Here is a 22,003-nt window from a genome sequence, read left to right as displayed (position 1 = left end):
TGCCGCGGCAACCACTCGAAAAGCAGCGCTCAAGCCCGGCCGGACTCACCCGGCAGCAGCACCCCGGCCGGAATGTCGGGCAGGGCGTCGAGCGCCTGGTAGAGCGGCGTGAAGTCGGGTGCCGTGAGGTCGAAGAGCTGCGCGAAGCTCTCGATCACGAAGTAGTTGCTCTGGTAGGTGTCGATCTTGTAGCTCGTGCGCATGGTGCGCAGCAGGTCGAGCGGCAGCCGGTGCGGCTCGCCGCTGCGCACGGCATGCTGCAGTTCGCCGACGGAGCTCAGGATGCCGGCGCCATATGCGCGCAGGCCGTCGGGCTGGCGGATCAGGCCGAACTCGACCGTGTACCAATAGAGCCGCGCGAGCTTCTCGCCCGCGCCGAGCTCGTGCGCCTTGATGCCTCCCTGGCCGTAGCGCTGCACGTAGTCGGCAAAGACCGGGTCGAACAGCATCGGCACATGGCCGAACAGGTCGTGGAACACGTCGGGCTCGACGATGTAGTTGAACTCCTCGGGCTTGCGGATCCAGTCGGTCACCGGAAACTTGCGGTTTGCGAGCAAGGTGAAGAACGGCAGCTCGGGAATCAGCCCCGGCACCGCCACGATTTCCCAACCGGTGGCGCGGTGCAGCCGCTCGTTGATTTCCTCGAAGCGCGGGATGCGGTCCTTCACGCCCAGCAGCGGCAGCGCCTTGATGAATGCGTCGCAGGCGAGGCCCGGCAGCTGCGCGGCCTGCCGTTCGTAGAGCCGCTTGTAGGTCTCGTGGTCGGCCGGCGTATAGCTGGCCCAGTCCTGCGGGCAGGTGTAGTCGGCAAGCACCGCCCCGCCGCGCGAGTAGTCGCCGCGCGGCGGACGGTCCGAGGCGCCGTAGACGGCGGGCGTGACGACAGCGGCTGCTGCAGGAGTGTTCATGGGAATGCTCTCTCGGTTTACTTGAGCCAGCGGTTCATCACGCGCTGGAAGTCGCCGCCGGCTTGCTGCAGGTGCAGCCATTGGTCGACGTACGCCTTGAAGGCCACGTCGTCGCGCGGCAGCATCCAGGCCATTTCGCCGTACTGCAGCGGCTTGTCGGGGTTGATCGCGCACAGGCCCGGCTTGAGCTTCTGCTGCGTGATGGCTTCGGCCGATTCGGTCACGAACACGTCGGCGCGGTTGGCCAGGAGCTCGTCGAAGATCGTCACGTTCTCGCCGTGCAGCGTGAGCTTGGCCTGCTTGAAGTTGGCGCGCGCAAAACGTTCGTTGCTGCCGCCCGGATTGAAGATCACCCGGGTGGAAGGCTTGTCGATGTCGGCCACGCTCTGGTACTTGGCGACGTCGGCGCAGCGCGCAATGGGCGCCTTGCCGTTCACCATGTAGGGCGCGCTGAAGAAGGCGCGCTTCTGCCGGTCGGTGGTCACGGAAACACCGCCCACGGCAATGTCGCACTTGCCCGCGCTGAGGTCGGGCAGCAGGTTGGCCCAGGTGGTCTTGACCCATTCGGGCTTGGCGCCGAGGCTGGCGCTGAAGCCCGCCATGAGATCGACGTCGATGCCTTCGAACGAGCCATCGGCCTTCTGGAAGCTGAAGGGCTTGTAGTCGCCCGGCGTGCAGATGCGCAGCGCCGCCGCCTTCTGCACCGTGTCGAGGTGCGAGCTGGCCGCCGGGGCGGCCGGCGCCATGGCGCAGCCGGAAAGAAGAACAACGGCGGCTGCCGCGGTGAGGGTCAAGCCGATCGAGAACGTGCTGCGCATGGGGGCTCCTGGCCAGTGAAAAAGGCGCTTATTTTGCGGCCGACAGCACGCCGCGGCGCATCTGGTCGAGCTCGATGCTTTCGAACAGCGCCTTGAAGTTGCCGTTGCCGAAGCCGTCGTCGCCCTTGCGCTGGATGAACTCGAAGAAGATCGGCCCGAGCTGGTTTTCGCTGAAGATCTGCAGCAGCAGCGCGTCCTTCTTGCCGTCGATCAGGATCTTGCGCTTCTGCAGTTCGGCCACGCTTTCGCCATGGCCGGGAATGCGCTTGTCGACCAGCTCGTAGTAGGTGTCGATGGTGTCGAGCAGCTTGACGCCATTGGCGCGCAGTGCGTCGACGGTCTCGTACAGGTTGTCCGAGCCCATGGCGATGTGCTGGATGCCTTCGCCGCGGTACATGTCCAGGTATTCCTGGATCTGGCCGGCCTGCTCCTTGCCTTCTTCGTTGATCGGGATGCGGATCTTGCCGCAGGGGCTGGTCATGGCCTTGCTCTTCACGCCGGTGACCTGGCCTTCGATGTCGAAGTACTTGATCTCGCGGAAATTGAAGAGCTTCTCGTAGAAGCCGGCCCAGACGTTCATGCGGCCGCGGTACACGTTGTGCGTGAGGTGGTCGATGTAGGTGAGGCCGTTGCCCTTGGGCGCCAGCGCATCCTGCGAGGCCACGCCGGGCAGCGGCTCGAAGTCGACGTCGTAGAAACCGATGTTGCCGATGTCGCCCGGCTTCGCGCCGTTCTTGCCGGGCCAGCGGTCGACCAGGTAGATCAGGCTGTCGCCGATGCCCTTGATGGCGGGAATGTTCAATTCGCCCGGGCCCGCCTTGTCGGCGAAGCCCCATGCGCCGAGCGAGATCGCCCGTTCGTAGGCCTGCTTGGCGTCCTGCACGCGGAAGGCGATGGCGCAGACGCTCGGGCCGTGTTCGCGCGCAAAGCGCTGCGCGAACGAATCGGGCTCTGCGTTGACGATGAAATTGATCGTGCCCTGGCGGTACAGCAGCACGTTCTTGTGGCGGTGCCTGGCCACGGCCTTGAAGCCCATGCGCTCGAACACCTTGCCCATCGCGACCGGATCCGGGGCCGCGTATTCGATGAATTCGAAGCCGTCGGTTCCCATGGGGTTCTCCCAGGGCGTGAAGGGGGGCGCGTCGGTGTGGCTCATGGGAGTCTCCAGAAGTGGGGTTCGAATGGAAGAAAAAAGCGAACGGGTGGGCGAGAACGACCAGTGCTGCACTGTAGAGCGGATGCCACTCACGTTTTCAGCGTTATTGGGCGCCAAAGAGAGGCATGACGCAGTAAAACTGCGAAAATGACGCCATGGAAGCACTCGACAAGATTGATAGGCTCATTCTGCGCACGCTGCAAGCAGACGGGCGCGCCACCTACGACCAGATCGCCGAGCAGGTCAGCCTTTCCCCGAGCGCCGTGCTCCGGCGCGTCAAGCGGCTCGAGGAGAGCGGCGTCATCGACCGCTATGTCGCGCTCGTGCGCCCCGAGGTCATCGGCCTGGGCCTGACCGCCTATCTCAATGTGCGCCTCGAAAAGCACACCGAAACCCACAAGCGCAACCCCATGGACCTGTTCCGCGCCAGCGTCCAGACCTGGCCCGAAGTGGTCGAGTGCGCCGCCCTCACCGGCGAGATGGACTACCTGCTGCGCGTGGTGGTCGCCGACATGGGGCACTACAGCCGTTTCATCATGGACACCCTGCTCAAGCACCCCAGCGTGGAGGATTGCAAGACAAGCTTCGTGCTCGACCGTGTCAAGGCCACAACAGCCGTGCCGGTTTAGCCACCCGATGGTTGCGCGAACGACACGCTCTCTGGTATTGGTTCACAAATGTCGCTAGAAAGTACCCCTGCGGGCTTGGTGTTTAAGGGAAAACCCTTATATTTGAGCCATGCTTACCGCCAAGACCCTCCTGAAGGCGTCTCTCGGCCTCGGCTCTTTCCTGAAGGCGCCGATGGTTGAGGCGCAACCGCGCGCAGCCTCTGCGCCGCAACCCGTCATGGTGCCGATCCGCTCGATCGGCCCGCGCGAGCGCGACCGCATCGCGCAGCACCTGCTGGCGCTCACGCCGCACGACCGCTACCTGCGCTTCGGCTACGCCGCGGGCGACGAGCAGGTGCAGCGCTACGTCGACGGGCTCGATTTCGAGCGCGACGAGCTCTTCGGCATCTACAACCGCCGGCTCGACCTGATCGCGATGGCCCACCTCGCGTTCGCGCCGGACGAGCAGCACAGCGACTGCGCCGAATTCGGCGTGTCGGTGGCGGCGCATGCGCGCGGCCGCGGCTACGGGGCGCGCCTGTTCGAGCGGGCCGTGGTCGTGGCGCGCAACGAAGGCGTGGGCATGCTCTTCATCCATGCGCTGAGCGAAAACGCCGCCATGCTGAAGATCGCCCGCAACGCCGGCGCCACCGTGGTGCGCAGCGGCTCGGAATCGGAGGCGCACCTGCAGCTGCCGAGCGCCACCTTCGACAGCCGCATGAGCGAAATCGCGCTCGAGCAGTACGCGGCGGTCGACTACCACCTCAAGACCCGCGCCAAGCAGTTCTGGGCCTTCCTGGCCAGCCTGCAGGAAGTGCGCAGCGGCATGCGGGACGCGCGCAGCAAATCCGCGCCCTGAATACCTGAAAAGCGCCTGTGGCGGCCGCGCGGTAGAGCCTGTCACGCGCAATCCGGTATCCTTGTATCTCTTCAACTAAGCCTCCCGCAGTGGCCGAACCTCACCCTGAACGCGCACCCGTCGAACGGGAAGACAAGCGCGGCTTTCTCCAGAAGCTGGCCGAATTCATCCACCCCGGTCCCGATTCGCGCGACGAGCTGATCGAAACCCTCGCGGACGCCGAGGACAACGAGGTGATCGGCGCCGAGTCGCGCGTCATGCTCGAGGGCGTGCTGCGCATGGCCGACATGACGGCCGGCGACGTGATGGTCGCGGCTCCGCGCATGGACCTTGTGAACATCGACGCGCCCTTCGACGCGCTGCTGCACCTGGTCATCGACACCGCGCACTCGCGCTTCCCGGTGTACGAGGGCGAGAAGGAAAACATCATCGGCATCCTGCTCGCGAAGGACCTGCTCAAGCTGCAGCGCGCGCCGGGGCTCAACATCCGCGCACTGCTGCGCCCCGCCACCTTCGTTCCCGAGAGCAAGGGCCTGAACGACCTGCTGCGCGAGTTCCGCGGCAACCGCAACCACCTGGCCATCGTGATCGACGAGTTCGGCCGCGTGGCCGGCCTCATCACCATCGAGGACGTGCTCGAGCAGATCGTCGGCGAGATCGAGGACGAGTTCGACATTGCCGAGGACGAGGGCGACATCTTCGGCCTGGCCGACCACACCTACCGCGTTTCGGGCGACACGCCCATCGAGCGCGTGGCCGAGGCCTTCGGCATCGTCTTCGACGAAGAGCAGCTGAGCGAAGACTTCGACACCATCGGCGGGCTCATCGCGCACGAGATGGGCCACGTGCCCAAGCGCGGCGAACACCACGCGATCGGCGGCTTCGACTTCGTGGTGCTGCACACCAAGGGCGGGGCCGTGCGCTGGTTCAAGGTGTCCCCGGCCCGCGGCAGCGACGCGGCCGACTGATGCCGCTGCCGGCAGCGGCCACGCTCCGCACGTCTCCTGCCTTTTCCGCCATGGGCCTGCTGCGCCTGCTGGGCTTTGCCTTCGCGGGCCTCGCGCAGGCCGCGGCCATTGCCTGGCCCGTGAACGGCCGGCCGCTGTGGTGGCTGCAGCTCGTTTCGCTGGCGGCGCTCGTCGGCCTGCTGGACTGGCTGCGCGCCGAAGGTGCGGGCTGGCGCCGCGCCGGGCTGCATGGCTGGCTCTTCTCGACCGCCTGGCTCACCGGCAGCTTCTGGTGGCTCTTCATTTCGATGCACACCTATGGCGGGCTGGCGGCGCCGCTCGCGGCCATTGCGGTGCTGCTGCTGGCGGCCGCGCTCGGGCTGTACTACGCGGCGGCCTGTGCCTGGTTCGTCGTTCGCGGGCCGCGCGGGCCAGTGGCCGGGGCGCTGGTGTTCGCCGCGCTGTGGACGCTGGCCGAACTCGTGCGCGGCAGCTGGTTCACCGGCTTTCCCTGGGGTGCGGGCGGCTATGCGCACGTCGAGGGGCCGCTGGCGGCTTGGGCGCCGTGGATCGGCGTGTACGGCATCGGCGCGGTGGCCGCGCTGGTGGCCGCGCTGGTGGCGCTGACCCGGCCCGCGCCCGGCATCGCACTCGCGCAGGTCCTCGTACTTGTCGCCGCTGCATTCGCCGCGCCGCATCTCGCGGCACCGCTGTCCGGCGACGCGCAGGGCGCCAAGGGCTCGAGCGGCAAGCTGCAGCTCGCGCTGCTGCAGGGCAACATCCCGCAAGACGAAAAATTCATTCCGGGCGGCGGCATCGACCTGGCGCTGCGCTGGTATGGAGAACAGCTGCGCGATGCCAAGGCCTCGCTCGTGGTGACGCCCGAGACCGCGCTGCCACTGCTGCCGCAGCAACTGCCCGCGGGCTACCTGGATGCGATCCAGGCGCGCTACAGCCAGGGCACGCAGGCTGCCATCGTCGGCCTGCCGATGGGTGGCCAAGGCACCTACAGCAACGCGGTGCTCGGCTTCCAGCCCGGCGCGGCGCAGCCCTACAAGTACAGCAAGCACCACCTCGTTCCCTTCGGCGAATTCATTCCGCCGGGCTTTCGCTGGTTCATCCGCATGATGAACATCCCGCTCGGCGACTTCGCGCGCGGCGGCCTGGCGCAGGCGCCCTTTGCCTGGCAGGGCCAGCGCATCGCGCCGAACATCTGCTACGAAGACCTGTTCGGCGACGAGATCGGCGCCAACTTCAAGGACGAGGCCACGGCGCCGACCATCCTGCTCAACGTGAGCAACATCGCGTGGTTCGGCAACACGGTGGCCATCGACCAGCACCTGGCCATCTCGCGCATGCGCTCGCTCGAATTCGCGCGGCCGATGGTGCGTGCCACCAACACCGGCGCCACGGTGGTCATCGATGCCGAAGGCCGCGTCACGCACCAGCTACCGCGGCTCACGCGCGGCGTGCTCGAGGCGTCGGTCGAAGGCCGCACGGGGCTCACGCCCTTTGCGCGCTGGGTCGCGCCTTTCGGGCTGTGGCCGATCTGGATCGCGGCGATCGCCGTCGTGGCCATCGCCTTCGCGCTGCGCCGGCGCCGGGGCTGACCCGGCGGCGTCACGTGATCGTCAGGCGGCCGCCGGCACGGGCCTGACGGGCCAGTCGCGCAGCTTGCCCGGGTTCAGCAGGCCCATCGGGTCGAAGCGCTTCTTCATCTCGATGACCTCGGGCGGCAGCGCCCCGCCCGCCTTGCCGTCTTCCACGATGTTCACGTGCGGGTTGTTGATGTGCACGCCGTGCGCGCGGTGGATGCCGATGATCTCGGCGAGCCGCTCCTCGGTGCTGAAGCGCACCAGCTGCAGTCCGCTGCAGGTCATGAGCCCGGCCACGTTGCGGATGAACTCGGTGTGCATCATCACCTCGCCGCCCAGCAGTTGCTCCATCTCGATGATCTGCTCGACATGCCGGCCCGGCACGAAGCCGCTCTGCAGGTAGGTGAGCGACGGGTCGACCTTGAGCGCATGCAGCGTGGTGTGGTTCCAGGTGAATTCCATCAGCGTGCGGTTGCTCTTCTGCACCTCGGCCGCGGTCCGGCGGTAGCTCACGGTGCCGGCGTGCGCCTCGGCCAGCTGCAGCATGGCCGGCTCGCAGGATTCGGCCACCAGCGACAGCACCGTGTGGCAGCCTTTGGGCAGGTGCGCCGCGAGCTGCGCCAGGTGGTCCGGGATTGGCGCGGCGAAGAAGGCGATTTCCCGCTTCACGATGCCGGGCGCGTTCGCGAGCTTGTCGGCAAAGTGCAGCGCGTCGGCAAAATTGCCGAAGCTCACCAGCGTCTCGAGCCAGGGATGCGCGGGTGCCAGTGCGATTTCCAGCTCCAGCACCAGCCCATTGGTGCCCCAGAGGTGGTGCATGCGCATGGCTTCGGCACCGCGCAGCTCGATCACCTGCGGCTCGGCCTCGATGGTCATCGCGCGGATGCCGAGCACGTTGCCGGGCGCGCCCAGCGGCCCGTAGTTGATGGAGCCCACGCCGCCGAAGCCGCCGCCGAACAGGCCGCCGAGCGTGGCGCTGCGGTAGGTGGAGGGCATGCTGCGCATCTCCTGGCCCGAGGGCTTGGTCTGCTTCTCGAGCTCGCCCAGGCGGATGCCGGCCTGCGCGCGGGCCACGCCGGGCTGCACCCACAGGAAGGCGTTGTAGCCGGTCATGTCGAGCACCACGCCGCCCGCGAGCGGCGTGGTCTGGCCGTAGTTGCCGGTGCCGCTGCCGCGCAGCGTGATCGGCACGCCGCGGCGCGCGCAGGCGCCGACCACGGCGCGGATCTCGTCCTCGGTGCGCGGCCGCACGGCCACGTCGGCGCGCTTGTCCTTCAGTTGGCGGTTCAGCACCGGGCTGAACCACGAGAAGTCCTGCGACAGGCGCGTGACGCGGCCCTCGTCGGTGATCCAGTCGAGGCCGGGCAGTTCGAGCCGCAGCTCTTCGATGGCGGAAATGGAAGCGGTCATGGTCAAGGTTCAATCCTGGGAAAGTTCGCTCGCGTGCCACGAGCCCAGCGCCAGCTTGGTGAGCCAGGCCATCAGCACGAAGAGCGCGACGCCGGTCAGCGAGATCAGGAGCAGGGCCGCGAACATGCGCGGAATGTTCAGCTGGAAACCGGCCTGGAGGATCTGGTAGGCCAGGCCCGCGCCGGAGCCGCCGGTGCCGGCCACGAACTCGGCCACCACCGCGCCGATCAGCGCCAGGCCGCTCGAGATGCGCAGCCCGCCAAAGAAATACGGCAGCGCGCTCGGAATGCGCAGCCGCACCAGCTGCTGCCAGCGCGTCGCGCGGTTGAGCTTGAAGTAGCTCTGCAGGTCGGGGTCGATGCTGCGCAGGCCGAGCGTGGTGTTGCTGATGATCGGGAACAGCGCCACCAGCGCGGCGCACACCGTCATCGCCGCCACCGGGTTCTTCACCCAGATGATGATGAGCGGCGCCACCGCCACGATGGGCGTCACCTGCAGCAGCACCGCATACGGAAAGAGCGCGGTCTCGATGCGCTTGCTCTGCACGAACAGGAACGAGATCAGCACCCCGGCCACGGTGGCCAGCAGGAACGACAGCAGCGTGATCTTGAGCGTGACCAGGAGCGCATTGCCGAGCGGCGCCCAGTCGGTCACGAGCGTCTGCACCATGAGAAAGGGCGAGGGCACCAGGTAGGGCGGCAGCTCCATGGCGACCACCATCCATTGCCACAGCGCGACCAGCACCACGCCGATGAGCATGGGATAGAGCACGCGCTGCACGCGCGGCTGGCTCAGCAGGGGCGGGCTTTTCATCGTGCGTGCTCCTCGTCGGCCTGGCTCGCGCGCAGCAGGCTGTCCTGCAGGCGCCTGGCATGGCGCGCGAATTCCGGCGTCACCATGAAGTCGGGGGTGCGCGGATAAGGCTCGTCGATGTGGAACTGTTCCACCACGCGGCCCGGCCGTGCGGCCATCATCACCACGCGGGTCGACAGGAACACCGCCTCGTGGATCGAGTGCGTCACGAAGATCACCGTGAGTTTCTTCTTGCGCCAGAGGTCGAGCAGGTCGGCGTCGAGCTTGTGGCGCGTGATCTCGTCGAGCGCGCCGAAGGGCTCGTCCATCAGCAGCAGGTCGGGCTGCGTGACCAGGCCGCGCGCGATCGACACGCGCATCTGCATGCCGCCCGAGAGCGCGCGCGGCAGCGCATCGGCAAACTTCTCGAGCCCCACCAGCGCGAGCGACTCCATCACCCGCGCATCGGCCTCCTTGCGCGGCACGCCGGCCAGGTCGAGCGGCAGCCGCACGTTGGTGCGCACGCTGGCCCACGGCATCAGCGTGGCCGACTGGAACACGAAGGACAGCTTGTGCGGGCAGCTGTGGATCTCCGCCACGGGCTTGCGCCACACCAGGAGCCGCCCGTCGCTCGGCTCGAGCATGCCCGCCACCATCTTGAGCAGCGTGCTCTTGCCGCAGCCCGAAGGCCCGAGCAGCGTGACGAATTCGCCTTCGGCGATCGACAGGTCCACCGGCAGCAACGCCTGCGTGCCGTTGGGGTAGGTCTTCTCGGCCGAGAGCACTTCCACCGCGGGCACGGCAGGCGCCGCGGGCGGCGCGAGGGTGTGGGGTTCGATGCGGTTCATGGGTGGAAGGCTCAGGGCAGGACCTTGGCGTCTTTCACGAACTCGGTGGTGTAGGTCTTGGCGAGTTCCACCTTCGCCGGGTCGAGCAGCTTGGCGGCGACGAGAAAGTCGTAGCTCGCCTTGGAGCGCGCATCGGTGATCACGCCGATGCCGAGCTTGGCTGCATCGCCGCCGGTGACCATGCCCATCTCCTTGAGCTTGGCCACGCTGTAGGCCAGCTGGTCGTCGGTCATGTTGGGGTTGTCCTTCTTGATCAGCGCATTGGCGGGCGCCGGATCGGCGAGGTAGCTCTTCCAGCCCTCGGCCGAGGCCTTCACGAAGGCTTCCACCTGCTTGCTGCGGTCCTTCACGGTCTTTTCCATGCACGACACGGTGGTGGCGTAGGCCGGGAAGCCGTGGTCGCTGAACATCAGCACGGTGCTCTTCACGCCGGCCTTCTGGATCGCGTAGGGCTCGGAGGTCAGGTAGCCCTGCTGCGCGGCGTTCGGGTCGGCCACGAAGGGCTGGATGTTGAAGGTGTAGGGGCGCGTCTGTTCGTCCTTCAGGCCGAACCGGGCCTTGAGCCAGGGCCAGTAGCCGCGGTTGGCCTGCGCGCCGATCAGCAGCGTCTTGCCCTTGAGGTCCTCGAACTTCTTGACGTCGTCGTGCGCGATCAGCACCTGCGGGTCCTTCTGGAAGAAGGCCGCCACGTTGACCACCGGCACGCCGCCTTCGCGCACCTGCATCATCTGGATGTCGCTCGAACCCATGATGCAGTCGGCCTGGCCCGCGGCCATCATCTGCGTGATGTTGACCTGCGGGCCGCCCATCTTGATGGTCACGTCGAGGCCGTGCTTCTTGTAGATGCCCTGGGCCACCGCCTGGTAGAAGCCGCCGTGCTCGGCCTGCGCATACCAGTTGGTCATGTAGGTGAACTTGTCTTGCGCCTGGGCCGGTGCGGCAGCGGCGAACAGTGCGAGCGCGGCGGCGCCGGCCATGGAAAGAGCGAAGGAGCGCATGGTGGGAACCTCTCGAAGGCTGGTGAAGGAACGGGTGGAAAAAAGCGATGAAACCGATGCAAGTAGCGCGCCTCAGGCAGCCTCGAAGGACTGCTGGATGAAGCCCTGCTGGTGGCCGCGCTCCCAGGTGGCTTCCTCGCGCACCACCCAGCGCAGCGCATGCAGCTCGGTCAGCGCCTGCACCCAGCTGTCGGACAGCGTGTCCAGGATCTCCTGGCCCTGTTCGCGCGTGGCGCTGGTCGGGTCGCCGATCACGCCGCTCGGGCCGAAGTCGCGCGCGGTCCAGGCGCAGGCCGGGCGGCCGTCGGCCGACAGCAGCTTGATCGGAAACGGCGGCGGAAAGTTGGCGGCGGCGCGCTCCATGTGCACGGTGTCGGGCGCCAGCGCGAGCATCAGCGCGGTCTCGGAATGGCCGGCATGCATCGACAGGCGCTTTTCCTGCTCGCTGATCTGCCTGCTCGATGCGTTCGGCAGGCGCGACACGCCATGCGGCACCACCACGAAGTCGCCATGGCGCAGCCGCAGTTCGCGCGCCGCCATCTCCAGCACCTGGGGCTGGCCGCCGTGGCCGTTGGCGAACAGCAGCTTGCGGAAGCCCGCGCGGTAGACCGACTCGCCGATCTCGTTCACGGTCGACAAGAGCGTGGTGCCGGTCAGCGTCATGGTGCCCGGAAAGTGCAGGTGCTCTTCCGACTTGCCGTAGGTGATGGTGGGCAGCGCGAAGGCGCGAACCTCGGCCGGCAGCTTCTCGAGCGCCTTGCCCATCACGCCCGAGGCGATCACGCTGTCGACCGAGCACGGCAGGTGCGGGCCGTGCTGCTCGATGGCGCCGCAGGGCAGCACGATGACGGTGTTCTCGCGGTCGGGCAGCGCGGCGATTTCGGTCCAGCTCAGGTAGGGCAGGAAGCGGTGGGGCGGGATGTAGCCGTGGAGCATGGGAGTCCTTTGTTCGTCAGCGGGGAAGGAAGGGCGCCGCATCGCCATGCGTGACGCGGCCTTCGCGCAGCACCACGCGGGTGGCGCTGCGCGAGGGCCAGCCATGGCGGTCGGCCTGGGTGAACAGCACGAGGTCGGCCTTGGCGCCGGCCAGCGTGGGCGCCGCCGTGGCGGGGGCGCGCCGCAGCCAGTCGCCGCGGCACAGCGCCTGCGACCAGTCGTCGAAGGGATCGTCGAGCTGTGCGACGAGCGCGGCCGTACCCAGCGCCTCGACCGGGTCGAAGCTGCCGAGGCGGCAGAACGGGTCTTGCACGTTGTCGCTCGCAAACAGCAGCGGAATGCCGCGTTCGCGCGCTTCCTTCACCAGCGTGAGGCCGCGCAGGCGCGGCGTGCGGCCCGTCACCGCGTCCTGCAGCAGCAGGTTGGTGGCGGGCAGCGAGACGATGGTGATCGGCGCGCGTGCGACCGCATCGAGCGTGGCGAAGGCTTCAGCCTCGGGCTGCGCGGCCAGCGCGCAGACGTGGCCGCAGACCACGCGGCCTTCGAAGCCGATCTCGCGCAGGATGCGGGCGGTGGCCTGCAGGCCGGCCGCCGACGCATTCAGTTCTTCATCGACATGCAGGTCGACATCGAGATCGCAGGCCTGCGCCGCCACCAGCAGGTTGCGCAGCGCGTTCTCGCTCCAGTTGGTGGAATGCACGAAGCCCCCGAGCAGCGCATGCGGCCCCGTGGCCTTCACCTGCCTGGCAAGCCGCAGGGCCTGCGCAGCGTCCTCGAACAGCGGCAGCTTGATCAGGCTGACCTGCTCCAGCCGCACCCTGCCGGCCCATTCCTGCGCGAGCTCGGCCATCACGGGCCAGGCCAGCGGGACCGTATCGGGCTCCCACCAGTCGACATGCGTGCGCAACTGCGTGGTGCCGCATTCCCAGGCCCACTGCAGGCCGCGCGCGGCGCGCTCGTGCACGTCGGCGGGACTCCAGTGCACGCGGTCGGCCAGCATCGCGTCGATGGCGCCGAGCAGGCCGGGCTGCACCTTTTTCATGCGCGGCAGCGTGAAGGCCTTGTCCAGGTGCGTGTGGGCGTCGACAAAACCCGGCAGCACCAGCGTGCCGGCCAGGTCCCACGCTTCGGGGTGGGGCTCGCCCGGGCCGGAAGCGGGCCGCACCGACTGCACGCGGCCGGCCTCGAGCGCGATGTGCGCCAGCACCGGCACGCCGTCGCGCTCGGGCCAGCCGGCCGGCAGCAGCCAGCGCGGCAGGCGCGCATTGCCGAGCAGGGCGGGGGCCTTCATGCGAAGCGCGCCATCGCGGCGCCGACCCGTGCCATGAAGCGCTTGAGCTGGGGCTCGGTCGCCACGTTCATGTGGTAGTGGGCGTGGTAGTCCACGCGGGCGCGGCGGCCGGTGAGCCGCAGCATGTAGCGCGTGACGATCTTGCGCGGCGGATCGCCCATGTACCAGGCCATCCAGCGCGGCCGCCCGTAGGTGACCACGGCGCTGATGCGCTTGATGTGCGTGAGCATCGGCTTCACGTTCGCCGGATCGCTGATGTCGAAGGCCACGCCGGGCATGAAGAGCCGGTCGAAGTAGCCCTTGAGCATCGCCGGCAAGCCGAAGCACCAGGTCGGAAAGCAGAACACGATGCCCTCGGCCCACAGCAGCCGCTCCACATAGGGCTTGAGCGGCAGCTGGTTGCCCGGCACCTCGTGGTAGCCGAGCCGCTCTTCACGCGAGAGCACCGGGTTGAAGCCCTCGGCGTACAGGTCGCAGTCGTCCACCTCGTGCCCGGCCGCGCGCAGGTTCTTCAGCACCTCCTGGTGCAGGGCGGCGTGAAAGCTGGTTTCGACCGGATGGCAGTAGACGACGAGCACGCGCATGAATTTGACCGCTTAATCAGAGCAAGTGGTCAGGTTATGCAAGCGACGTGCCAGTCCGGATGCACCGGACTGGGGAGGCGGGGAGCGGTCCCGCGGCTTTGTGCGGCTACGCGGCCTTGCGCGGCCAGAGCCGCACCGCCAGCGCGGCAGCGGCCGTGCCGGTGGCCAGCCCCGTCACGCCGGCCCAGCCCCACTGCGCGAGCGCCAGCGCACCCAGCGCCGAGCCGGCCGCCATGCCGATGAACATGCTGGTGAACAGCACCGCATTGAGCCGGCTGCGCGCACCGGGCTCGATGCCGTAGACGATGGTCTGGTGCGCGATCAGCGCCGCCTGCATGCCCAGGTCGAAGCCGACCGCGGCGATCGCCAGCAGCCAGAGCTGCGCGTGCGGCGCCATCAGCGGCGCCAGGCCCATGGCGGCGAACGACGCCACCACCAGCCCGGCACCCAGTCGCGTCACCAATTCCGGCCCGCGGCGGTCGGCCAGCCGGCCGGCCAGCGGCGCCGCCAGCGCACCGGCCGCGCCGGCCAGGCCGAAGGCGCCCGCCGCCGCGCTGCCCAGGTGGAAGGGCGCGCCGTGCAGCATCACGGCCAGCGTCGACCAGAAGGCGCTGAATCCCACCGCCAGCAGCGCCTGGGCCAGCGCGGCGCGGCGCAGCATGCCGTGGCGCGACCACAGCGTGCCCAGCGAGCCGAGCAGCGCGGCGTAGGCCAGGTGCGTGGTGGGCCGGAAGCGTGGCAGCCCGCGCCAGGCGGCCGCGCCGATCAGCGCGATGCTGGCCGCCGCCGCAATGAACATCGCGCGCCAGCCGAAGTGCTCGGCCACGAAGCCGCTCACCACGCGCGACAGCAGGATGCCCAGCAGCAGCCCCGTCATCACCGTGCCCACGGTCTTGCCGCGCGTGGCCTCGGGTGCCAGCGTGGCGGCCGCGGGCACGATGTCCTGCGCCATGGTGGCCGCCAGGCCGATCGCCAGGCTGGCTGCGAGCAGCACGCCGATCGACGGCGCGGCGCCGGCCACCAGCAGCGCGGCGCACAGCGCGGCCGCCTTCATCAGCACGATGCGGCGCCGGTCGAAGCGGTCGCCCAGCGGCGCCAGCAGCAGGATGCCGAGCGCATAGCCCAACTGCGTGAGCGTGGGAATGAAACCGACGGACCGGGGGGAGGCACCGATGTCGGCGCCCAGCACGCCGAGCATCGGCTGGGCGTAGTAGAGCGACGCCACCGACAGGCCGGCGCCCGTGGCCAGCAGCAGGACCAGCGAGGCCGGCAGGTCGCGCTCTTCTGGTGCAGCACCCGGCGCATGCGCAGTTTGAATGGAGGACATGGTGTTAACCCTTGAATATCGAGCGAGGGTTGAAATGTGCACCTCAGAAGCTTGGCTTGGTAGTCCCGCGGATCGCACAATATCCATACGCTTCACGCATAAAGAAGGCCATGCCGACTCCATCCCCCACCGCCGACCGCATCGAGCTGATGCAGACCTTCGTCCATATCGTCGAGGCCGGCAGCCTCTCGGCCGCCGCGCTTCAGATGGGTGCGACGCAACCCACCGTGAGCCGCCGCCTGCAGGCGCTGGAGCGCTCGCTGGGCGTGCGGCTCCTGCGCCGGTCCACGCACGCCATGAAGCTCACTGAAGATGGCGAGCGCTGCTACGAGCGCGCCCGGGAGCTGATTGCCGACTGGCACGCCTTCGAGGCCGACCTGCGCGGCGTGGGCGACGAGCCCGAAGGCACGCTGCGCGTGGTGGCGCCGCATGCGCTGGGCCAGCTGCTGCTGGTCGGTCCGCTGGCCGACTACCTTCGCGCCTATCCGCGCGTGTCGGTCGAATGGCTGCTGAACGACCGCCGGCCCGACTTCATCGCCGAAGGCGTCGACTGCGCGATCCAGGTCGGCGAGCCGGCCGACACCCTGGCGGTGGCGATCAAGCTCTCCGAAGTGCCGCGCGTGGTGGTCGCCGCGCCCTCGGTGCTGGCCGGGCGCGCGCCGCCCGCGCATGCATCGGAGCTGGCCGAATTGCCGTGGCTCGCGCTGCGCACCTTCTATCGCAACGAGGTGCTGCTCACGCACCGCCCGACCGGCGAGGTCGCCCGGGTGCCGATCCGCCCGCGCATGAGCACCGACAGCCTCTATGCGCTGCAAAGCGCGGCCCGCATGGGCCTGGGTGCCTGCATGGCCTCGGCCTGGCTCGTGAACGAGGACATTGCCGCCGGCCGGCTGGTGCAACTCGTGCCTCAATGGCATGTGGCGCCGCTGCCGGTGTACCTGATCTATCCGCCGTCGCGCTTCCAGCCCGCGCGGCTGCGCCGCTTCATCGAGACCATGCGGCTCGCGCTGGCCGATCCGGCAGGCCGCGCCTGGGAGGCGGACGCGTCCTGAACGCGGCCGCGTGCGGCCTCAGCCGGCCCGCCGCGCCGCATGCGCGGCATCGGCGAACCACGACAGGAAGTGCAGCAGCCAGCTCGTCGCTTCGTCCAGGAAGCGCGGCGTGAGCCGTACCTGCGCGCGCCCCGCGTCGTGCGCCAGGTGGCCCGCCTCCGTCGCATCCTTCAGCAGGCTGCGCACGTGCGAGTGCGACAGGCCCAGCCCCTCGGCGAGTTCGCGTGCGCGCAGCGGGAAGGCCGCCGGGGGCGAGCCTTCCACCGGGTTGGCCTTGAAGTGGTCGCGCAGCAGCAGCATCGCGACCCGGCCGCCGCCGTCGCGCTCGTCGAACCAGCTCCAGCCGCCGAAGCGGCCGCGGTGCAGCGCCGCCTGGTCCAGGATGGTGCCGGCCCGGCTCACGAAGGCCGAGAAAAAGGCGTCGTCTGCGAGCCGGTCGGCATGGCCGGCGCCCAGCAGGCCGAGCGCCTCGCAGCAGCGCAGGTGGTGGGCGATCCAGGCGCGCAGGCCGGCAATCAGCCGCTCCTGCGGCACCAGGTAGCGCACGCGGCGGTCGCCGGGATCGGCCTCGGCCGCCACCATGCCCGTGAGCCGCAGCACGGCGACGAAGCTGGCCAGCGTGCGCGTGCCGCGGCTCGCGTGGCGCTGCAGCAGCGCCAGCGTGGGGCGCTCGGCGCCTTCCTCCTTCCAGCGGTAGTGCTGCACCACGATCCGGCCCGCCGCGTGCGACTGCATGGCGCGGCCGAAGATCTTGTTGATGAGCCGCTCGCCCCAGTGCATGCGCACGATCGCGTCGCAATACAGCGCCACGGCCTGGGCGCGGGCTTCATAGGAGATCGGGAGCGCCAGCTCGGGCGGCGGCAGGAAATCCATGCAATGTTTGGACTTTGTTGTTTTCGATACAGAGCGTAACAATTCGTGCGCCAGTGCGAAAGCCCCGGCATTTCCTGCCGGGTGACCCGGCGAACTCGACAACCACCAAGAACGGAGTTCCCCATGTGTGATTGCCTACCTTCCGCCGCGGTGCCGGCAACCTCGCGCCGCCGGCTGCTGAGCGGCGCGGCCGCTTTTGCCGCCCTGGCGTCCGGCGCCGATGCGTTCGCGGCCGACACGCCGCTGCCCGACAACCGCATCGGCGGCGATGCCGCGCTCCAGCGGCTGGTGCAGGGCAATCTGCGCTATGCGCAGGGCCGGCAGACGCAGCGCGATTTCAGCGTGGGCCGCGTGGCGCGCACCTCGGGCCAGAAGCCGTTCGCCGCGATCCTTGCCTGCGCAGACTCGCGCGTCGCGCCGGAACTGGCTTTCGACCAGGGCCCGGGCGATCTCTTCGTGGTGCGGCTGGCCGGCAACTTCGTCAACGACGATGCCATTGCCAGCATGGAATACGCGGCCAAGTTCCTCGACGTGCCGCTCATCATGGTGCTCGGCCACAGCAACTGCGGCGCCATCTCGGCCACCATCAAGGTGCTGCAGGAAAACGCCGTGCTGCCAGGGCACCTGCCGGGGCTGGTCGCGTCGATCCGGCCGGCCGTGGAAGCCGCGTCGCGCCGCAAGCCCGCGTCGCTGCTGGAGGCAGCCACCGAACAGAACGTGCGCCAGAGCGTGGCGCGCCTGGCCACTTCGGCGCCCATCCTCGGGGGCATGGCGTCCAGCGGCGCGGTCAAGGTCGTCGGCGGGATCTACGACCTGGCGACCGGCCGGGTCGGCCTGGTCTGACCGTCGCTGCGCCTCGCCCGGCGCACTCAGCTGCTGCCGTCCTCGATTTCCTTGCCGTCGGGCGACAGGCACAGCGGCCCGGTGCAGTTCAGCGACCTGAAGAAGATCGGTGAATCGGGAAGCCCGAAGTAGCGCAGCCCGATCGCGGTCTGGCTGTTCGCCTGCACCGCGTTGGCCTCCTGGATGTCGAAGACCGGGTCGGGGTTCTCGAGGAATTCGTACTCGAAGCTGCTCGATTGCGTCGTGTCCTTGAGATAGAAGATGAAGTCCTTGCTGTCTTCCATGAAGCGCGACTTCAGCAGCCGATAGCCCGTGGTGCCCTGCGCGCGGATCTGCGCCCTGACGTCTTCGACGGTCCCGCCGACCACGCTCAGCGGGCTGACGAGCGCCTTCAGGTCGTAGCGGGCTGCGCTGCCCTGGTCCTTGATGAAGAACTGCTGCGTCAGGCCCCTCAGCACCGGCGTCGCCCACGGCCTGAAGCCGTTGGCGCCCTGTGCATTCGCCAGGTTCACGAAATCGGCGGAGGTGGAGGGAATGTCGGCCGCCGCGTAGTCGTAGGTGGCCGACGATCCGGCGTCCTTGCGGTAGAGCACGGCGAACTCGGCGTTGTCGCTCGCGCTCAGGCCGATCATCCCGAGGATCTTGACGTACACCATGCCCTTCGCGCCCTGCTCCTTCATCTGCTGCAGCAGGCGCGGCAATCCGTCGCTCGACAGGATGTCGACTTCGAAGCGCTTGTATTCGTAGGTGTAGGTCGTCTCGACGTCCTTGACCATCATGAACTGGTCCTGCAGCGTGACGATGGTGCCGCCGGTCACGCCGTCGAGATAGCGATAGCCTGCGGCGCCTTCGCGATTGAGCAGCGCGATGTAGTCGTCGTAGCGCTTCTCGGCCGTCTCGGTGTCCGGGTTCCTGTCCTGCTGGAAGCTCAGGAACTTGTAGTGCGCACTGATCGGGGAGGGATTGGGCGAGGGATTCGGGTTCGGGTTGGGGTTCGGGGGCGGATTCGGGGCCGGGTCCGGACCGGGATCGGGTTGCTGGCCAGGCGGAATTCCGCCGATCGGCAGCCCGCTGTAGCCGCCACCACCACCGCCGCCGCCGCCGCAGGCCATCAGCAATGCCGTCGCGGCCACTGTCAAAAACAACTTCGTCTTCATGTTCTCCCGCCTCCTTCGTACGGGCTCGCCGCGACGGACCAGCCCGGCGGCGAGCGTGCGAAGTTACGTTCGCCGCCGCGGGCGAACCAGTGTCGAAAGTCACGAAGCGGCAGGGCTCGGCGTGCTGCGGATGCGGGCAGCCGGACGGAAGAGAACTTAAGTCTTGATGCCGCAGCCGCCCAGCACGAAAGCCACGAGCTCGCGCGCAATCGGCTCGCGGTCGATCGGCGCATCGGGCGGCAGGCCGAGCATCACGCGCGTCTGTATCGCGTAGTCGGCGTAGCTCTGGGTCATGGCCCAGATGTGCATCAGCAGCAGGCGCGCATCGAGCGGGCGCATCTGTCCGCGCGCGATCCAGCCGTTGATGATGTCGACCTTCTTTTGTGTCCAGGCCTGCGCGTTGGGCCAGTAGCGGTCGAGGTTGCGGCCGCCGTCGAGCACCTCGCGCGTGAAGATGCGCGAGATCTCGGGGTTGTCGAAGGCGTGGTCGAGCTTCTTGCGGATGTAGTCGCCCAGCACGGTGGCCGGGTCGCTGGCGTCCTCGAACGAGAACACCACCTTCCAGGCATGCAGCACCTGCATCAGCAGCTCTTCATAGAGCTCTTCCTTGCCGGCGATGTAGTAGTGCAGCTGGGGCTTGGTGAGGCCGGCGCGGGCGGCAATGGCCTGGGTGGACGTGCCCTTCAGGCCATGCAGGCTGAACTCGGCCACGGCCGCGGTGCGGATCGCCGCCATGATGCGCTCGCGCCCCGGCCGCGCGCGCGACAGCGGGCCGTCGGGTGCGGGCATTTCCTGGGCGGTACTCGGGGACAGGGCGGCGGGATCGGCGTTCATGGCATGGCGGATGTGCGGCGGTGCGCCCGGCGATGGTAATCCTTGGCGCATGGCCGCATGCCATGCCGGCATGGAAGCGCAAGGCATGCGGGCACGGTTCATGTATCTTCTCGCCGCTTCCAGAAATTCATCCAAGACAAGGAGTTCCCTTCATGTACCTTTCCCCCCGTTTCCGTGCCTTCGCGGCCGGTGCCGCGCTGCTTGCGGCCAGCGCCCTGGCGCAAGCCCAGCAGGCGCTGCCCAATGTGGTGATCCTGGCCACCGGCGGCACCATTGCGGGCGCCGGCGCCTCGGCCGTCAACAGCGCCACCTACGCGGCCGCCAAGGTCGGCGTCGAGAAGCTGATCGCCGGCCTGCCCGAACTCTCCAAGATCGCCAACGTGCGCGGCGAGCAGGTGTTCCAGGTCGCTTCCGAAAGCCTCACCAACGACAACCTGCTGACGCTCGCCAAGCGCGTCTCGGCGCTGTCGAAGCAGGCGGACGTGGACGGCATCGTCATCACCCACGGCACCGACACGCTGGAAGAAACCGCCTTCTTCCTCACGCTCACCGTGCGCACCAGCAAGCCGATCATCGTGGTCGGCTCGATGCGCCCGGGCACGGCCCTGTCGGCCGATGGCGCGCTCAACCTGTACGACGCGGTGAGCGTGGCCGGCAGCAAGGACGCGGCAGGCAAGGGCGTGCTGGTGACGATGAACGACAACATCGACAGCGGACGCGACGTGAGCAAGAACGTCAACATCAAGACCAGCGCCTTTTCGAGCCAGTGGGGCCCGCTCGGCATGGTGGTCGAGGGCAAGAACTACTGGTTCCGCGCGCCGGTGAAGCGCCACACCATGAGTTCGGAGTTCGACATCGACGCAATCAATGCGCTGCCGGCGGTGGAGATCGCGATGGGCTACGAGGGCGTCTCGTCCATTGCCATCGATGCGTTCGCCAAGAGCGGCGTGAAGGCGATCATCCATGGCGGCACGGGCAACGGCTCGGTGGCCAACCGCATCGTGCCCAACCTGCAGAAGGCGCGCAGCGACGGCGTGATCGTGATCCGCAGCTCGCGCGTGGCCGACGGCTTCGTGATCCGCAATGCCGAGCAGCCCGACGACAAGTACGACTGGGTGGTGGCGCACGACCTGCGCCCGCAGAAGGCGCGCATCCTGGCGATGGTTGCTCTCACCAAGACCAGCGACACCAAAGAGCTCCAGCGCATCTTCTGGGAGTATTGACCCACCCCCGAAGCGGCTCACTTCGTGTAGCCGCCTCCCCCTCGAGGGGGCAACACCAGCGGCCCGGCGAAGCCGGTTCCGCGGTGTTCCTGGCGAAGTCCTTCTGGATACCTGCTCAGGGACGGATGCGCCGGCGCTTGCGGTGCCGCGCGTATTCGAGGCTGCTCACGCACACGAGCAGCCAGGCCAGGCCGGTCAGCAGGCCGGCCGCCACGTCGCTTGCGAAATGCACCTGCAAGAACACGCGGCTGCACGCAATGGTGACGATGGCGGCGGCGGCCGCCATGGCCGCCGGCACATGCCAGCGCGCCGGCAACAGGCGCAGCGCCAGATACAGCAGCATGCCGTAGCTCACGATCGCGCCCGCGCTGTGGCCGCTCGGAAAGCTGAAGCTCGTCTCCAGCGCCAGCCCGTGGTCGTGCAGCGGCCGCGCGCGCGCGAAGATGCGCTTGAGCGCCGGATTCAGCAGCACGATGCCGCCGAGCGCCATGATCCAGCCCAGCGCCAGGCCATGGTGCGCGCGGCGCCACAGCAGCAGGCCCACCGCCAGGCAGATCGGTGCCAGCAACTCGGCGTCGCCCAGGTGCGTGAGCCAGCTGAAAGCCACGAGCGCCGCCCAGGGCACGTGATCGCCGACCGCATCGGCCAGCGCCTGGTCGGCCAGGCCCAGCAGGCGCCCGTCGCCGAGCTTCGATGCAAGGTAAGCCACCAGGCTGGCCGCCCCGAGGATCGAGAGGAAGCCGATGGCCAGCCCGGCGGCGAGCCGCGGCTCGTCGGGCTCTTCGGTCGACGATCTCCTGATGCGCCGCCGCTTCAGCGCCCGGCAGGCCATGGCGGCGCCGAGCACCGAGACGGCAAGAGCGCCTGCAAACCAGGCGAGCGAATGTTCGCCCAACTGGCGGGCGAGAAGAACGAGGGCAGGGGCTTCCATCGGCATGCGGCGC

The 22,003-nt window shown here is 68.5% G+C and carries 22 protein-coding genes; 7 read left to right on the top strand and 15 right to left on the bottom strand.

Translation table 11 applies throughout. The features are described 5' to 3' along the window. Positions 1 to 29: 29 nt before the first annotated feature. The 3 genes from phhA to hppD are packed head-to-tail and all read right to left on the bottom strand — an operon-like array spanning position 30 to position 2,882. Entirely contained in the window at positions 30 to 908 is an 879-nt protein-coding gene (gene phhA / locus RZE77_RS24520; protein ID WP_319439658.1) for a phenylalanine 4-monooxygenase, read from the bottom strand. Positions 909 to 925: 17 nt separating this feature from the next. Then, the gene (locus RZE77_RS24515) at positions 926 to 1,726 is read right to left on the bottom strand and encodes a transporter substrate-binding domain-containing protein (protein ID WP_319439657.1); all 801 of its coding nucleotides are present in this window, start codon (positions 1,724 to 1,726) and stop codon (positions 926 to 928) included. A 28-nt stretch (positions 1,727 to 1,754) separates the two neighbouring features. Continuing rightward, complete coding sequence (gene hppD, locus RZE77_RS24510; protein WP_319439656.1) at positions 1,755 to 2,882, bottom strand: 4-hydroxyphenylpyruvate dioxygenase; 1,128 nt, start codon at positions 2,880 to 2,882, stop codon at positions 1,755 to 1,757. Positions 2,883 to 3,037: 155 nt separating this feature from the next. On the opposite strand from hppD, the gene RZE77_RS24505 reads away from it, so the two are divergent. The 4 genes from RZE77_RS24505 to lnt all read left to right on the top strand — a co-directional run bounded on the left by RZE77_RS24505 (position 3,038) and on the right by lnt (position 6,906). Next, complete coding sequence (locus tag RZE77_RS24505; RefSeq protein WP_015867526.1) at positions 3,038 to 3,511, top strand: Lrp/AsnC family transcriptional regulator; 474 nt, start codon at positions 3,038 to 3,040, stop codon at positions 3,509 to 3,511. A 109-nt stretch (positions 3,512 to 3,620) separates the two neighbouring features. Next, entirely contained in the window at positions 3,621 to 4,349 is a 729-nt protein-coding gene (locus tag RZE77_RS24500; RefSeq protein WP_124958811.1) for a GNAT family N-acetyltransferase, read from the top strand. Between the two features lie 89 nt (positions 4,350 to 4,438). Next, positions 4,439 to 5,317, top strand: coding sequence for an HlyC/CorC family transporter (locus RZE77_RS24495; protein WP_021012634.1), 879 nt, complete (start codon positions 4,439 to 4,441; stop codon positions 5,315 to 5,317). Next, entirely contained in the window at positions 5,317 to 6,906 is a 1,590-nt protein-coding gene (lnt, locus tag RZE77_RS24490; RefSeq protein WP_405546489.1) for an apolipoprotein N-acyltransferase, read from the top strand. Before RZE77_RS24495 ends, lnt begins: the two co-directional genes overlap by 1 nt. A 21-nt stretch (positions 6,907 to 6,927) precedes the next feature. On the opposite strand, the gene RZE77_RS24485 is transcribed toward lnt, so the two are convergent. From RZE77_RS24485 to RZE77_RS24450, 8 genes are all read right to left on the bottom strand, one after another. Next, positions 6,928 to 8,301, bottom strand: coding sequence for an FAD-binding oxidoreductase (locus RZE77_RS24485; protein WP_319439654.1), 1,374 nt, complete (start codon positions 8,299 to 8,301; stop codon positions 6,928 to 6,930). 9 nt (positions 8,302 to 8,310) lie between these two features. After that, positions 8,311 to 9,114 carry an ABC transporter permease gene (locus tag RZE77_RS24480; protein ID WP_319439653.1) on the bottom strand — a complete coding sequence of 268 codons (804 nt, stop codon included), beginning with the start codon at positions 9,112 to 9,114 and terminating at the stop codon, positions 8,311 to 8,313. Next, positions 9,111 to 9,941 (bottom strand): ABC transporter ATP-binding protein, encoded by an 831-nt coding sequence (locus RZE77_RS24475; protein ID WP_015867520.1) that lies wholly within the window; start codon positions 9,939 to 9,941, stop codon positions 9,111 to 9,113. The genes RZE77_RS24480 and RZE77_RS24475 overlap by 4 nt, the downstream gene beginning before the upstream one ends. 11 nt (positions 9,942 to 9,952) lie before the next feature. Further along, positions 9,953 to 10,939 (bottom strand): ABC transporter substrate-binding protein, encoded by a 987-nt coding sequence (locus RZE77_RS24470; protein ID WP_319439652.1) that lies wholly within the window; start codon positions 10,937 to 10,939, stop codon positions 9,953 to 9,955. A 72-nt stretch (positions 10,940 to 11,011) separates the two neighbouring features. Continuing rightward, positions 11,012 to 11,875 carry a creatininase family protein gene (locus RZE77_RS24465; RefSeq protein ID WP_319439651.1) on the bottom strand — a complete coding sequence of 288 codons (864 nt, stop codon included), beginning with the start codon at positions 11,873 to 11,875 and terminating at the stop codon, positions 11,012 to 11,014. 16 nt (positions 11,876 to 11,891) lie between these two features. Continuing rightward, a complete protein-coding gene (locus RZE77_RS24460; RefSeq protein WP_319439650.1) occupies positions 11,892 to 13,166 on the bottom strand; it encodes an amidohydrolase family protein in 1,275 nt (424 codons plus the stop codon). Next, positions 13,163 to 13,750: an NAD(P)H-dependent oxidoreductase gene (locus RZE77_RS24455; RefSeq protein WP_319427854.1), complete on the bottom strand. Its 588-nt coding sequence runs from the start codon at positions 13,748 to 13,750 to the stop codon at positions 13,163 to 13,165. The genes RZE77_RS24460 and RZE77_RS24455 overlap by 4 nt, the downstream gene beginning before the upstream one ends. 106 nt (positions 13,751 to 13,856) lie before the next feature. Continuing rightward, positions 13,857 to 15,077, bottom strand: coding sequence for an MFS transporter (locus RZE77_RS24450; RefSeq protein WP_319439649.1), 1,221 nt, complete (start codon positions 15,075 to 15,077; stop codon positions 13,857 to 13,859). Between the two features lie 110 nt (positions 15,078 to 15,187). Between RZE77_RS24450 and RZE77_RS24445 the strand changes: the two genes are divergently transcribed. Continuing rightward, on the top strand, positions 15,188 to 16,129 hold the full coding sequence (locus RZE77_RS24445) for a LysR family transcriptional regulator (RefSeq protein WP_319439648.1): 942 nt from the start codon (positions 15,188 to 15,190) through the stop codon (positions 16,127 to 16,129). Positions 16,130 to 16,147: 18 nt separating this feature from the next. Here the strand turns inward: RZE77_RS24445 and RZE77_RS24440 are convergent, their stop codons facing one another. After that, positions 16,148 to 17,002, bottom strand: coding sequence for a hypothetical protein (locus RZE77_RS24440; RefSeq protein WP_319439647.1), 855 nt, complete (start codon positions 17,000 to 17,002; stop codon positions 16,148 to 16,150). Between the two features lie 123 nt (positions 17,003 to 17,125). Between RZE77_RS24440 and RZE77_RS24435 the strand changes: the two genes are divergently transcribed. After that, positions 17,126 to 17,845, top strand: a complete 720-nt coding sequence (locus tag RZE77_RS24435; protein WP_319439646.1) for a carbonic anhydrase — start codon at positions 17,126 to 17,128, stop codon at positions 17,843 to 17,845. Between the two features lie 26 nt (positions 17,846 to 17,871). On the opposite strand, the gene RZE77_RS24430 is transcribed toward RZE77_RS24435, so the two are convergent. Both RZE77_RS24430 and RZE77_RS24425 read right to left on the bottom strand, forming a co-directional pair. Continuing rightward, on the bottom strand, positions 17,872 to 19,002 hold the full coding sequence (locus tag RZE77_RS24430; protein ID WP_319439645.1) for a hypothetical protein: 1,131 nt from the start codon (positions 19,000 to 19,002) through the stop codon (positions 17,872 to 17,874). A 156-nt stretch (positions 19,003 to 19,158) separates the two neighbouring features. Further along, positions 19,159 to 19,836, bottom strand: coding sequence for a TetR family transcriptional regulator C-terminal domain-containing protein (locus RZE77_RS24425; RefSeq protein WP_319427848.1), 678 nt, complete (start codon positions 19,834 to 19,836; stop codon positions 19,159 to 19,161). A gap of 152 nt (positions 19,837 to 19,988) precedes the next feature. Here RZE77_RS24425 and RZE77_RS24420 point away from each other — a divergent pair, with 152 nt between their 5' ends. After that, positions 19,989 to 21,059 carry an asparaginase gene (locus RZE77_RS24420; protein WP_319439644.1) on the top strand — a complete coding sequence of 357 codons (1,071 nt, stop codon included), beginning with the start codon at positions 19,989 to 19,991 and terminating at the stop codon, positions 21,057 to 21,059. A gap of 115 nt (positions 21,060 to 21,174) precedes the next feature. Here RZE77_RS24420 and RZE77_RS24415 read toward each other — a convergent pair whose 3' ends face one another. Further along, positions 21,175 to 21,996, bottom strand: a complete 822-nt coding sequence (locus tag RZE77_RS24415; protein ID WP_319439643.1) for a phosphatase PAP2 family protein — start codon at positions 21,994 to 21,996, stop codon at positions 21,175 to 21,177. Positions 21,997 to 22,003: the final 7 nt, after the last annotated feature.

The sequence above is a fragment of the Variovorax sp. SPNA7 genome (genome assembly GCF_033807855.1).
GTDB lineage: Bacteria > Pseudomonadota > Gammaproteobacteria > Burkholderiales > Burkholderiaceae_C > Variovorax > Variovorax beijingensis.
This window is presented reverse-complemented; position numbering and strand designations above follow the sequence as displayed.